The 12,365-nt window shown below is 45.1% G+C and carries 13 protein-coding genes; 9 read left to right on the forward strand and 4 right to left on the reverse strand.

Features of this window, described 5'->3' with window-relative positions:
* Nucleotides 1–2 precede the first annotated feature (2 nt).
* Together GSQ66_RS11725 and GSQ66_RS11730 are read left to right on the forward strand one after the other, a co-directional pair.
* Nucleotides 3–968 (forward strand): AAA family ATPase, encoded by a 966-nt coding sequence (locus GSQ66_RS11725; protein ID WP_162427648.1) that lies wholly within the window; start codon nucleotides 3–5, stop codon nucleotides 966–968.
* A 142-nt stretch (nucleotides 969–1,110) separates the two neighbouring features.
* Entirely contained in the window at nucleotides 1,111–1,539 is a 429-nt protein-coding gene (locus tag GSQ66_RS11730; RefSeq protein WP_162427649.1) for a hypothetical protein, read from the forward strand.
* A 77-nt stretch (nucleotides 1,540–1,616) separates the two neighbouring features.
* On the opposite strand, the gene GSQ66_RS11735 is transcribed toward GSQ66_RS11730, so the two are convergent.
* Nucleotides 1,617–2,480 (reverse strand): SDR family NAD(P)-dependent oxidoreductase, encoded by an 864-nt coding sequence (locus tag GSQ66_RS11735; protein WP_162427650.1) that lies wholly within the window; start codon nucleotides 2,478–2,480, stop codon nucleotides 1,617–1,619.
* Nucleotides 2,481–2,640: 160 nt separating this feature from the next.
* On the opposite strand from GSQ66_RS11735, the gene GSQ66_RS11740 reads away from it, so the two are divergent.
* From GSQ66_RS11740 to GSQ66_RS11765, 6 genes are all read left to right on the forward strand, one after another.
* Nucleotides 2,641–3,273: a GNAT family N-acetyltransferase gene (locus GSQ66_RS11740; RefSeq protein WP_162427651.1), complete on the forward strand. Its 633-nt coding sequence runs from the start codon at nucleotides 2,641–2,643 to the stop codon at nucleotides 3,271–3,273.
* Nucleotides 3,274–3,628: 355 nt separating this feature from the next.
* Nucleotides 3,629–4,678, forward strand: a complete 1,050-nt coding sequence (gene recA / locus GSQ66_RS11745; protein WP_162427652.1) for a recombinase RecA — start codon at nucleotides 3,629–3,631, stop codon at nucleotides 4,676–4,678.
* A gap of 248 nt (nucleotides 4,679–4,926) precedes the next feature.
* Nucleotides 4,927–5,757 (forward strand): DUF3108 domain-containing protein, encoded by an 831-nt coding sequence (locus tag GSQ66_RS11750; protein ID WP_238395658.1) that lies wholly within the window; start codon nucleotides 4,927–4,929, stop codon nucleotides 5,755–5,757.
* A gap of 203 nt (nucleotides 5,758–5,960) precedes the next feature.
* Nucleotides 5,961–6,650 (forward strand): response regulator transcription factor, encoded by a 690-nt coding sequence (locus tag GSQ66_RS11755; protein WP_162427653.1) that lies wholly within the window; start codon nucleotides 5,961–5,963, stop codon nucleotides 6,648–6,650.
* Between the two features lie 5 nt (nucleotides 6,651–6,655).
* Entirely contained in the window at nucleotides 6,656–7,690 is a 1,035-nt protein-coding gene (locus GSQ66_RS11760) for a sensor histidine kinase (RefSeq protein WP_162427654.1), read from the forward strand.
* A gap of 154 nt (nucleotides 7,691–7,844) precedes the next feature.
* Entirely contained in the window at nucleotides 7,845–8,555 is a 711-nt protein-coding gene (locus GSQ66_RS11765; protein WP_162427655.1) for an RluA family pseudouridine synthase, read from the forward strand.
* 294 nt (nucleotides 8,556–8,849) lie between these two features.
* Here GSQ66_RS11765 and GSQ66_RS11770 read toward each other — a convergent pair whose 3' ends face one another.
* The 3 genes from GSQ66_RS11770 to GSQ66_RS11780 are packed head-to-tail and all read right to left on the reverse strand — an operon-like array spanning nucleotide 8,850 to nucleotide 11,718.
* Nucleotides 8,850–9,830: an NAD(P)H-quinone oxidoreductase gene (locus tag GSQ66_RS11770; protein ID WP_162427656.1), complete on the reverse strand. Its 981-nt coding sequence runs from the start codon at nucleotides 9,828–9,830 to the stop codon at nucleotides 8,850–8,852.
* A 56-nt stretch (nucleotides 9,831–9,886) separates the two neighbouring features.
* Complete coding sequence (locus tag GSQ66_RS11775; protein ID WP_162427657.1) at nucleotides 9,887–11,110, reverse strand: ABC transporter permease; 1,224 nt, start codon at nucleotides 11,108–11,110, stop codon at nucleotides 9,887–9,889.
* Between the two features lie 35 nt (nucleotides 11,111–11,145).
* On the reverse strand, nucleotides 11,146–11,718 hold the full coding sequence (locus GSQ66_RS11780; RefSeq protein WP_162427658.1) for a hypothetical protein: 573 nt from the start codon (nucleotides 11,716–11,718) through the stop codon (nucleotides 11,146–11,148).
* A 279-nt stretch (nucleotides 11,719–11,997) separates the two neighbouring features.
* Between GSQ66_RS11780 and GSQ66_RS11785 the strand changes: the two genes are divergently transcribed.
* Nucleotides 11,998–12,363, forward strand: a complete 366-nt coding sequence (locus GSQ66_RS11785; protein WP_162427659.1) for a BlaI/MecI/CopY family transcriptional regulator — start codon at nucleotides 11,998–12,000, stop codon at nucleotides 12,361–12,363.
* Nucleotides 12,364–12,365: the final 2 nt, after the last annotated feature.

Below are 12,365 nucleotides of genomic sequence, written 5' to 3' on the forward strand. Positions count from 1 at the left end.
ATATGGCACAGTACACCTCTGACAAAGAAGCAGCCGACGCGCTATACCACGCCTACCGTGAACTAACCAACGAAATTTCGAAGGTTATAGTAGGACAGGACGAAGTGGTAAGATTAGTACTGACGGCGGTTTTTTGTCAGGGGCACTGTTTGCTGGTCGGCGTGCCAGGCCTTGCCAAAACGCTCCTTATCCAAACTATAGCCTCTGCGCTGGATATGTCCTTTAACAGGGTGCAGTTCACGCCAGACTTAATGCCTTCGGATATAGTTGGCGCCGAGACGCTGGACAAGGACAGAAACTTTAAATTTATTACCGGCCCCATTTTCGCCAACATTGTGCTGGCCGATGAGATAAACCGTACGCCGCCAAAGACACAGGCAGCCCTGCTGGAAGCCATGCAGGAACACGCTGTTACCGTTGCAGGCAAGCGCTACAGATTACCGGAACCTTTCTTTGTTCTGGCCACTCAGAACCCGATAGAACAGGAAGGCACCTATCCCTTACCCGAAGCACAGCTCGACCGTTTCATGTTCAACATTACGCTGGGCTACCCAAGCTATGAGTCAGAACTACAGATTGTAAAGAATACCACAGGTGCTTTTACCCAACAGCTAAGTAAAATTCTGCATGCGGATGACATACTTGCTTTTCAGCAGCTGGTGCGCCGTGTGCCGGTAGTTGATAATGTAGTGGAGTATGCGGTGCAGCTGGTTCACAAAACACGCCCAGGCTCGCCTATGGCCTCCAAAGCAGCTAACGATTACCTGGAGTGGGGAGCTGGTCCGCGTGCCTCGCAGCATCTTATAGTTGGCGCCAAGTGCAACGCAATCCTTAACGGCAAATACAGCCCTGATATTGAAGATGTGCAGGCTGTAGCCTTACCAATCCTTCGTCACCGCATAGTGCGCAACTTTAAAGCCGAAGCCGAAGGCATTACCGAAGAGAAAATCATCAGAGACTTATTATAATGGTTTAATTGTTGAATGGTTAAATTGTTGATTGCTGATAATAACAATTAAACCATTTAGCAATTTAACCTACTTCTCATGTAGCCATTCAACAATTTAGTTTAATTTTGCGGCAGATTAATATTTACTAAAACTTTACACTATGGAGGCGGCTGCTTTATACTTTCGCTTTAAAGATAACCTGGCAACTATAGTTGCAGCACTTAACAGCAAACTGGAAGTGCGCACCATGCCCTACAATGTTTCTATTCCGCTGGAAGTAGACCTGCTGAGCAATATACTGCGTATCTACGGCCTTAACTTTACCTCGGCAACTACAGGCGCTGCCAGGCTGCAGGATTTCCAGCAGTGGTACATGCAGAACGAGGAAGCTGTGAACGAGGTAATGCACCGCGTGCTGGAAGACAAGAAAGCGTATATGAAAACGGCAACCGGCGTTATCCTGCAAAAAGAAATGCTTTACAGAAGGCTGGAGTACTTTAAGGAAACAGCGCATACCCTGGAAGTAATGATGGTGCAGCAAAACCTGGGCAGCCCGAAACACCACAACTATCCATTCCTGAACCAGTAACCGAAACTATAGTTTATAGTATAAAGGCCGGCAACTATGCAGTTACCGGCCTTTATAGTTTAAAAGCAGGCTATAGTTTATTTTCGTATAGTTGTATGGCCATCTCTGGAGTGCTCCAGTTCAAGTTCACCTTTCGGTTCTTTCTTCATTTCTGAATCTGCCTGGCTGCCAACTCCGCCTTTGGCTATAGTTATACCGCCATCTACCATATAAGTCGCGCCTGTTACATAACTCGCCTCATCCGATGCCAGGAACAGGTAAACATTGGCAACTTCCTCCGGGGTGCCTCTGCGGCCCATCGGGGTAGCTTCTTTCATCATTTTCACCATCTTGCTGTCCATCGGACCAGTGCTTTCGTGGGTCCAGGCGGTATCTATAGGGCCGGGGCCAACTATGTTGCAGCGCACCCCAAACTGCGCCTGCTCTACGGCCAGGCCGCGCATAAATGCATGTATAAAACCTTTGGTGCCGCCATACGGTGTGTTCTGGGCAATGCCCAACACACCAGCCTCAGAACCCGCCGACACGATGTTACCTTTGGTTTTATGCAGTTCCGGCAGTGCGGCTTTGCTCATTACAAAAGCCGTTTTCACATTATTCTTCAGCATGTACTCAAAAGCTTCTTCAGAGTAGTCCTGCAGCATGTTTACTTCCGGAAAAACGCCGGCATTATTTACAAGTATGTCGAGTTTGCCGAATTGGCTTACTGCAGTTTCCACGCAGCGTTTGGCATTGCCTTCCGTCGAAATGTCAGCAGTAAACGGCAACGCGGTTCCTCCCTCCTTCTCAATTTCTTTTGCCACAGCCTCCACCGGGTCTTCGGGGAAGCCGGCAACTATAACACTTGCGCCCTCGCGGGCAAACTTTTTACAAATGGCTTCGCCGATACCTGAGCCGCCGCCGGTTACAATAGCAACTTTACCTTTTAGTCTGTCTCCCATAGTTTAGTAAGTTTAGATAGATGATGAAAAATGTACTTTATTAACGGGCGTGGCAGCGGCTTGTTCAGTACTTATCTTACAGTGAATACGATACCATTTCAACTATAAAGCGTAAGAAGGTACAAGTATCAATTTAAACATCACACTCAGTGCAATTCATATGAGTCTATTATTTAATATTTTGCCCGAGTCTCTGGAAGAAAGGCTGGAGACTGAACACCTTATCCTGAGACCCTACCAGGAAGGTGATGAAAACGATTTTATGCGTGTACTGCACGAAAACTCAGACATTCTGAATCCTGCCTTCAGTGGCCGTATAGTGCGTGTAAAAGCGCTGGAAGATGCCCGTATCCAGATGCAGCAGCTCCGCACCGACTGGGACAACCGTAAAACCTTCGACTTTGGAGTCTGGATAAAATCGGACAATACTTACCTCGGTGACATTGCTCTCAAAAATGTAGACCATAAAGTACCTAAAGCTGAGATCGGCTTATATTTTACCGGCTGGCCAGAAACCAAAGAACTCGTACAGGAAGCATTACAAACGATACTCAATTTTGCGTTTGATATTCTCCAGCTAAACAAAGTTTACATCCGGTGCACAGCCAGTAACAGATTTTACGGCGAGTTGGCTAAAGACAATGGCTTTGTGGAAGAAGGAACCCTGCGCAGTGATTTTAAAGGAACAGACTCCGAAGAGCTGCACGATCTGACCTATTTTGGAATGACGCGCGACGACTTTGAAACGCAACGCAGTCAGCATAAATCCAAAAACTCGAGAGAACTGGTCTGACAACTATAGTTTGCGTTGGGTACTAAGATTTCCGGAACTATAAGTCAACTATAACTCCCGGACTAAAATCCTAATATTTTTAGCATACCAACTATAGCTACTGCGGTTACAATGCAAACTTTACTTATCCGGCCCTTATAGCAACCTGCTGCTTTATACTATAGTTACCCATAAAAAACTTTTGAAAACAGGAAGAAAAAAGCATAAATAATGGGACAAAAGCCACGCGGGTTATGTTAAGAACAGACAGCAGCAATCAGCTAAAATAATTAGCAAAATATAGGTTAACTTTTTTGCAAATTGGATCTGAATGTTGTAATTTCACAATCAAATTAAGCTAAATAAGAAAGAACACATGAGTGTAAGCAACGAAAAACTTAAAGCCCTGCAGCTGACCATCGACAAGCTCGACAAGACTTACGGTAAAGGCACTGTAATGAAGCTTAGCGACAACAAAGTAGAAGACATTCCTGCTATCTCTACAGGGTCTCTTGGGTTGGACATAGCTTTGGGTATTGGCGGTTTGCCACGTGGCCGTGTAATTGAGATCTACGGTCCTGAATCTTCTGGTAAAACCACGCTTACTATGCACGCTATTGCCGAAGCTCAGAAAGCAGGTGGCCTGGCAGCATTTATTGACGCAGAGCACGCTTTTGATAAAGCATATGCCGAGAAACTCGGAATTGATACAGAAAACTTATTGATATCGCAGCCGGATAACGGTGAGCAGGCACTTGAGATCGCTGATCATCTGATCCGTTCTGGCGCTATTGATATTATCGTAATTGACTCAGTGGCTGCCCTGGTACCAAAAGGTGAACTGGAAGGCGACATGGGTGACAGCAAAATGGGTCTTCAGGCTCGTTTAATGTCTCAGGCACTTCGTAAGCTGACAGGTACGATCAACAAAACAGGATGCTGCTGTATCTTTATCAACCAGCTTCGTGAGAAGATTGGTGTGATGTTCGGTAACCCTGAAACGACAACCGGTGGTAACGCCCTTAAATTCTACGCATCCGTACGTCTGGATATTCGTCGTATTGGTCAGATTAAAGAGGCTGCCGATAACATTACAGGTAACCGTACCCGCGTGAAAGTTGTGAAGAACAAAGTAGCGCCTCCGTTTAAAGTGGTAGAATTCGACATCATGTATGGCGAGGGTATCTCTAAAGTAGGTGAGATCCTTGACCTTGGCGTGGAGCTGAACATAGTGCAGAAATCCGGTTCATGGTTCTCTTATGATGGCAACAAGCTGGGCCAGGGCCGCGATGGCGTGAAGCAGATCCTGCTTGACAACCCTGAACTGATGGATGAGATCGAGCAGAAGATCAGAGCCATTGTAAAGGGTGAGCCTGAAAAAGTAGCTGAAGTTTTAGAAGATAAATCAGCCGACAGAGGTGAATAAACATTATTCAGTGAACTAAAATAATAAAAAAGGTGCTATAACAATGGCACCTTTTTTATTATAACTGCAGCAAAAAAGTAACTTAAAGTGTTAACTTGCAATGTATAACGCAGTATAAAAACTATAATAAGAGGTTGTTGCTGCGCGTATTAAAAACAACAAAACAACCTGAGCAAACTGCTTAAGCAAACTTAAATTCGGGATAACCGGAGAGAGTTGGTATGAAAGTTGAATAAAACATACTAGTAATGCAGACCCTTATAATGAAGAATATGAAGAAGTCTACTCCTGTCATCCTTCTGCTTGTGATCGTACTTTCTGCCTTTTCTATGAAAGACAGCATGCGTACAATCCGTAACGAAAGTTTTTCGACTGGCGAGATACTCAAGTATAAAGTACACTATGGCCCTATTACAGCAGCCGAAGCAACTATAGATGTATCTGACCAACTACATACTATAAATGGCCGCCCCAGCTACCGCGCTACGGTATATGGCCGCACAAGCAGCTCTTTCGATATTTTTATTAAAGTACGTGATACCTGGCAGTCTTATATCGATACGGCAGCTATAGTACCACACCGCTTTCACCGCAATATAGAAGAAGGCAGTTACCGCAAGAAAGAGACAATAGACTTTAACCACAACAGTAATATTGCAGCTGTTAAAGTAAAGCGAAAGAAAGACCCGGAGAAAACCAGCACCCATAAAGTATCTGATAACGTGCAGGATATTGTGAGCGGTTTCTATTATTTAAGAACGCTGAACTATGATAGAATGCGCAAAGGTGAAAAGCTGACCATAAAAGGTTTTTTTGAAGAAGAGAACTTTGACATGGAAGTAACTTACAAAGGCCGCGAAACTGTTAGCACAAAGGCCGGTAAAATAAAAGCGATAAAACTGGTACCTAAAATGCCGAAAAACGAAATGTTTAAAGGCGAGAATGCCATTACTGTTTACCTGTCTGATGACGATAACAAAGTACCCGTACTGATACAAGCGGAAATGTTTGTAGGGTCGATAAAGGTGGACCTCTACGAGTTCCGGAACCTGAAACATAAGCTAGTCGCAAAGAAATAAACAAAAAAGCCAGCCAAACCGCTGGCTTTTTTGTTATGCATAGTGGCAGCTATGTTAAGAAAAGGTTATCATTTACCTATAACTGAGCAGTTTGCCCGAAACATAGTACCTTTACAATAGCAAAAGAATACCAGCTATAGTTCATGCTCAGTCAGGAGCTATAGTTACAGACAGAATATACAGTAACCTAAAGCGTCAAAATCGTGCAAACTGCATCTAAATACAAGATACTGATCGTGGACGATGAGCCCGATATAGTGGAACTGCTGCACTACAACCTTACCCGCGAAGGCTACGAAGTGGCTCAGGCTGATAACGGCAAAAGAGCCATAGAAGTAGCCCAGGCTTTTAAACCGGATGTAATACTGATGGACGTGATGATGCCTGTTATGGACGGGATAGCTGCCTGCCGGCAACTGCGCGAAATGAACGACTTTAAACAAACGCACATTATTTTCCTGACAGCCCGCGCCGAGGAGTTTTCGGAGGTAGCTGCTTTTGATGCCGGCGCTGATGATTTTATAACCAAGCCCATTAAGCCTCGTGCACTTTTAAGCCGCCTCGCTGCCTTTGCCCGCCGCGATGCACAGCAGGATGAGCAGGAGCAAACTATAGACATAGCAGGCCTTAAAATAGACCGCACCAGCTTTGCTGTATACAAAGGCGAACAAAAAATAACCTTACCTAAAAAAGAATTCGAACTGCTGGCTTTCCTGGCATCTACACCAAATAAAGTATTTACCCGCGAAGAACTGCTCAACAACATCTGGGGCAGCGATGTGTATGTAATTGCAAGAACTGTTGATGTGCACATCCGGAAAGTGCGCGAAAAAGTTGGCGAAGACCACATCAGAACTATAAAAGGGGTTGGCTATAAGTTTAACACCGACTAAGCCGCATGAACCTGAATTCGCGTACTCTTACATTGCTTATTTCGTTGGCGGTGGCTTTGGTGCTTACCGCCTTTTTGGCGTTAGCTACTTACTTCTCATCCAGAGGGCTTATAGTTGCGCTGGTACTGGTTTTTATCAGCTGCTTTCTGCTGGTTTATTTCTCATATGAAGCGCTGGTGCTCCGTGAGATCAAAAATGTTTACTCTACCCTTGACCGTGTAAGACGACAGGACCCCAAGAGAGCCGAAGGCCGTTCCTTTTTTACAGCTGACCCTTTGCTCAAAATAAAGAATGAGATTTACGAGATAGCGGCCAAAAAACAGCTGGAAATTGATGAATTGAAGCGATTGCAAAAGATGCGCAGCGAGTTCCTGGCCGATGTATCGCATGAACTGAAGACTCCGATATTTGCAGCACAAGGCTTTATACACACCTTGCTGGATGGCGCTATAGACGATGAGAACGTTCGGGATAAGTTTCTGAAAAAGGCTGCCAATAGTTTAGACGGACTGGATACGCTGGTGCAGGATCTGATCAGTATTTCGCAGATGGAGAATGGCGTAATAAAAATGCAAAAACGCAATTTCGACATTATACCGGTGGTGCAGGAAGTATTTGAGCAACTGGAAAACAAGGCTTCGGAACGCAACATTACCCTGCACCTGGCAGCGCAGCCAGGCGAGCACATAAACCTGCACGCCGACCCTAACCGCATCAGGCAGGTATTTATTAACCTGATAGATAACGCCATAAAGTATGGTCGTGAGGGTGGCAACATCTGGGTATCGTTTACGGAGGGACGTAAAAAATACACGATAACTGTTAAAGACGACGGCAAGGGAATAGCGGAAGAGCACATTAACCGTATTTTTGAACGCTTTTACCGGATAGATAAGAGCCGCGCCCGCACAGAAGGAGGTTCCGGCCTGGGTCTGGCCATTTCCAAACACATTGTAGAAGCCCACCGCTCTTTTATAGCCATAACCAGCGTAATAGATAAAGGCTCTACCCTACGTTTCAAGTTACTTAAGGCTAAGTAGATTTCATTGGTAGCTTACAGAAGTCTGACGTTATCCTTTTACCAAACTATAACGTCACCCATTCAGCAATTCAACCATTCAATAATTTTATGAGTATCTTTGCAGAATAAATGGCCTGGCAAACTATAGCTGCGCTCTGTAAAGTATATTACACATGAAATACCCGGTTTTTAAAGACCTGATTATATTTGAGAACGAAGACTACATTGTAGTTAATAAACCGCCCTTTCTGGCAACGCTGGAGGACAGAACACCCAATACTACCAACCTGCTGAAAATTGCCCGCCAGTACAACCCGGATCTGCAGGCCTGCCACCGCTTAGACAAAGACACTTCTGGTTGCCTTGTATTTGCCAAAAACCCGGAAGCTTACCGCCACTTATCCATGCAGTTTGAGCACCGCCAGGTTTATAAAGTATATCATGCTGTGGTTTGGGGTACTTTTAAGTTCGAAGACCAGCTGGTAAGTAAAGCTATTCTGCCTAATGCGAAAGGTGTTGCCAAACTTACACCACAAGGCAAACCCGCCGAAACCTACTTCACTACTTTAGAGAACTATAACCGCCACACGCTGGTAGAGTGTATGCCTGTAACCGGGCGACTGCACCAGATACGCGTGCACCTGGCTTCGTTAAAAGCGCCTATAGTTGGCGATTCGTTGTATGGCGGAGAAAATTTATACCTGAGCAGCCTGAAGCGTGGCTATAACCTGAAACAGCAGACGGAAGAACTACCCTTGATCAAGCGCTTTGCCTTGCACTCGCACACTATAGGTTTCAGGTTAATGAACGATGAGCCGGTAAAGGTCGAAGCGCCTTACCCGAAAGATTTTGCCGTATTAGTAAAGCAACTCAGAGCGCAGTAGATTTTTTGACAAAGGATTTTATGACAAAGGACAAAAGAGCTATAGTTGCCTCTTTTGTCCTTTTTGCTTTTTTGTCTGAACCGGGATTAAGGTGGATTAATGAGATTTTCTACCCGCTTTTTCGGACATCCTTGTCAGAAAGCCATCTGCCGGGGATTTCCAAATCCCCGTTATACGATAAAAATGCATCCCATAAACGCGGACTTGGAAGTCCGCAGCAGGCGGGGGTTGGGGTCCTCTTTTAAGTTTCGGAGACAGGTGTCTGAAACAGCATTTTCTATCCTTTGTCAAAAATCACCCCACCCGCAACACAATCTTCCCGATGTTCTTATTCTGCTCCATATAACGGTGTGCTTCGGCAACGTCTTCCCAACTATAAACCGAATCAATAACAGGCTTTAGCTTTCCTTCTTTAAATAAGGGCAAGGCAAAATGGCTCAGGTCTTCTGTCAGTTTAATCTGGTATTCTTTTGAGCGGGAGCGCAATGTAGTGCCAATTACCTGCAACCGTTTGGATAATATTTTCCTGAGGTCAACATTATCTACTTTACCGCCGCCTAAGCTGGCAAGTATTACCAACCTGCCGTCCAGCCGCAGGCAATCCAGGTTCTGGTTAAAATAGGGCCCGGCTATAAAATCGATGATCACATCTACACCCTCGTTATTGGTATAGGCCAGCACTTCGTCTTCAAACGGTACTTCTTTATAGTTAATGGCTTTGTGTGCGCCCAATTCTTTGCAGGTCTGTAGTTTTCCTTCGGAGGCCGTAACCAGCACTTCGGCTTTAAGCGCCCGGGCAAGTTGTATGGCAGCTGTACCTACTCCACTGGCCCCTGCATGTATCAGTACACGTTCGCCTGGCTGTAACTTACCCAACCATGTCAGCGCCTGCCAGGCAGTTAAAAACACCTCCGGAATGGCGGCCGCTTCCTCAAAACTCAGGTTATCCGGAATGGGCATCGCCATTTCTACGTTAATAATTGCATACTCGGCATAACCGCCGCCGGGCAGCAACCCGAAAACCTTATCGCCTTTCTGATACTTTGTACAGTTAAAACCAGCTTCTTCTACAATTCCTGCTATCTCTAACCCAAGTATTGGGCTGGCACCTTTGGGAGGCGGGTATTTGCCTTGCCGCTGCATCGTATCGGCGCGATTCAGGGCGGTGGCATGTACTTTTACCAGCAGTTCGTAAGGACCAGGTAAAGGCTGTTCATATTCGCCAAGTATAAGTTGTTCGGGTCCGCCGGGTTGTTTTACAAGTATGGCCTTCATTGTTAGAATTAGTGGTATAGTTTATAGTTAGATACTATAGTTTGCAATGGCTTGTTTTACTCTCTTCGGATGGCATCTACCGGGTCAAGTTTTGCGGCCCGCATGGCAGGGTAAGTTCCGAACACGATACCAATCGCAATGGCAACTATAGTTATAACCACGAATGTATCGAACGTATAAGCAGCCTGGAATGGTACATCGGTCAGGGCTTTAATAATTGGCACAACGCCCAACGTGGCCAGCACACCCAGCGATAACCCCATGAAACTGCCAAACAACGACACGGTTACCGACTCAGCCAGGAACTGCATGAGTATATCGTGCTTTTTAGCGCCCATGGCTTTGCGCACGCCAATTTCCACGGTACGTTCGGATACTGATATCAGCAATACATTCATCACGCCGATGCCACCAACTATAACCGAAATACCAACTATAAGCCCCATGATCACCCGGAACAGTAAAAACCCTTTTGCGGCCTGCTCCACTCTGCCTTCGTTGGTTACTACTACAAAATCAGTCGGGTCACCTTTAACATTTGTTTGCAGCCATCGTTCTGCCTCTTTTTTGAAAGCCTGCACCTGCTCTACATCATCCACTTCAAACACCACGCGTGGCGGATCTGCTTTCAACTCTGCATCTGTAAACAAACTGATGGGCAGGTAAATCTCGGGCCTCTCCTGCTTTTTAGGCTGTAGCACCCCGATCACTTTCACTGCCTTGTCTTTATAAGTTATAGTTTGCCCAACTATAGTTTGTACCGGATCTTTACCTGCAGCCTGCTTAGCGAACACATCATTTACAAAAGCAACAGGAGCATTATCAGCAACATCTTCAGGTGAGAATAATCTGCCGGTTTTTATAGTTGCCGCTGTAGGATGAATGGCGTTTATACCCTGCACTGTAGCACCAACCTTACTGCTGTCCGGCAACTGCACTTCGCTGTTTTGCATAAACTGTATGTACCCTGTGGCCGGAATTGTCATGGCTTCATCAAAAGCCCTGAAGCGCTCATAGTTCAGGTAACCATAGTTTTCTTTTTGCAGGCGAACCTCGTTTACGCGCTTATAGGTTTCGGTTTGCACCATCACGGCCTTCAGCGATGTGGTAGTCGCTATCTGGTCGCGGGCAAACTTCTCCATGCCATCTATCAGTGAGAGCACTGTTACCAGGGCACCCACCCCTATTACAATGCCAAGTATAGACAGCAGCGTATAGAACAACCTGGTGCGGATGTTGTGCAGCGCTAAGGCAAAAGAGTTAAGTAGTTTTTTGAGCATAGGTTTATGGGTGCAGCATTGTTCTTAGCGTTTCTCTAAAGGGGGGTATAGTTAATTGTTGCTCTGATAGGTGGAGGGGGCGGGGGCATAGGTGCCGGCGGAGGTCCAAATAAAATATCCTCCCCATTCATGATAGGCACTATTATACTATCTGGCTCCACAAAGTTACTTACGGGCATCAAGTGGGAGTTTTGATATGCGTTCATGATCAAATCTACTGCCCGCCTAAACCTCTTATCTAAATTATGGTGAGTGAATAACTGATATTTTACATTGTCTCCATCTTTATACCTGCTATAATAGTAGTAACTACAGTATAGCACCAGCTCAGGTATCCTGGTATCCATTATGAAACCATTTGGTGTTTCTCTGCTAACATTAATAAATTCTCTTATTTTTTCATCCTCAGAAATTCCTTTTATAGTTCCTGTCCAGGCAAGAGTCACAGGTTTATCGTCAGGGTTTATTCTTCGCTGTATGAAAACTGAATCAGTATCAAGATTTAAATAAAAATAGTAAGCGATACCAAAGCCTTTATTTTCCTCGGTAGGGTTATCCGCAAATCCAAAGGCAACTAATTCGATAGCACGCTTATCAACAGCTTTCATGTTGCTTACAGGTTCTTCGCTGCATGAGGAAATGCAAATACAAAGAAGTGACAGGTAAACTATAGTTCGTAACATAGCTTGGCTTTAACCATTAGCCAGATAAGGTACAGATTTTTCAACTATAAACACAGTCGCGGCTCCTCTCCCAATTCGTCCGTAAATTTTTTTTCATTAAAAACCCACGCTACTTCCTAAAAACTAGCACTCTGAAATTATTTACGAAACTTTCGTAGCTTTTATTACGAACATTTCGTAACTATACGAAAACATCGTAGAACTATGGAAAAACTAACCCAACAAGAAGAAGAAGCCATGCTCACCATATGGGAAACCGGCGGCGGCTTCATCAAAGATTTCCTGGAACAAATGCCTGAGCCCAAGCCACCTTATACCACGCTGGCCTCTACGGTGAAGAATCTCGAGAAAAAAGGCTTCCTGGAGAGCGAAAAGCTGGGCAACACCTATCGCTATGCTCCCCGCATAAAAGCCGAAGACTATAAAAAGCGCTTCATGAAAAGCTTTGTGGGCGATTACTTTAAAAACTCTTACAAAGAACTGGTGGCCTTTTTTGCCAAAGACCAGAAAATTAGCGCCGAAGAGCTGCAGGAGATTATTAACATGATCGAGAACAGAAAAACCGAATAGCC

The organism is Pontibacter pudoricolor, from assembly GCF_010092985.1.
GTDB lineage: Bacteria > Bacteroidota > Bacteroidia > Cytophagales > Hymenobacteraceae > Pontibacter > Pontibacter pudoricolor.

What these genes read in the sequence shown, in the direction of transcription:
- GSQ66_RS11765 (WP_162427655.1), top strand. Translation starts at nt 7,845, where the DNA reads ATGAAATACCCGGTTTTTAAAGACCTGATTATATTTGAGAACGAAGAC.
- GSQ66_RS11730 (WP_162427649.1), top strand. Translation starts at nt 1,111, where the DNA reads ATGGAGGCGGCTGCTTTATACTTTCGCTTTAAAGATAACCTGGCAACT.
- GSQ66_RS11780 (WP_162427658.1), bottom strand. Translation starts at nt 11,718, where the DNA reads ATGAAAGCTGTTGATAAGCGTGCTATCGAATTAGTTGCCTTTGGATTT.
- GSQ66_RS11760 (WP_162427654.1), top strand. Translation starts at nt 6,656, where the DNA reads ATGAACCTGAATTCGCGTACTCTTACATTGCTTATTTCGTTGGCGGTG.
- GSQ66_RS11750 (WP_238395658.1), top strand. Translation starts at nt 4,927, where the DNA reads ATGCAGACCCTTATAATGAAGAATATGAAGAAGTCTACTCCTGTCATC.
- GSQ66_RS11725 (WP_162427648.1), top strand. Translation starts at nt 3, where the DNA reads ATGGCACAGTACACCTCTGACAAAGAAGCAGCCGACGCGCTATACCAC.
- GSQ66_RS11770 (WP_162427656.1), bottom strand. Translation starts at nt 9,830, where the DNA reads ATGAAGGCCATACTTGTAAAACAACCCGGCGGACCCGAACAACTTATA.
- GSQ66_RS11740 (WP_162427651.1), top strand. Translation starts at nt 2,641, where the DNA reads ATGAGTCTATTATTTAATATTTTGCCCGAGTCTCTGGAAGAAAGGCTG.
- GSQ66_RS11775 (WP_162427657.1), bottom strand. Translation starts at nt 11,110, where the DNA reads ATGCTCAAAAAACTACTTAACTCTTTTGCCTTAGCGCTGCACAACATC.
- recA (WP_162427652.1), top strand. Translation starts at nt 3,629, where the DNA reads ATGAGTGTAAGCAACGAAAAACTTAAAGCCCTGCAGCTGACCATCGAC.
- GSQ66_RS11785 (WP_162427659.1), top strand. Translation starts at nt 11,998, where the DNA reads ATGGAAAAACTAACCCAACAAGAAGAAGAAGCCATGCTCACCATATGG.
- GSQ66_RS11735 (WP_162427650.1), bottom strand. Translation starts at nt 2,480, where the DNA reads ATGGGAGACAGACTAAAAGGTAAAGTTGCTATTGTAACCGGCGGCGGC.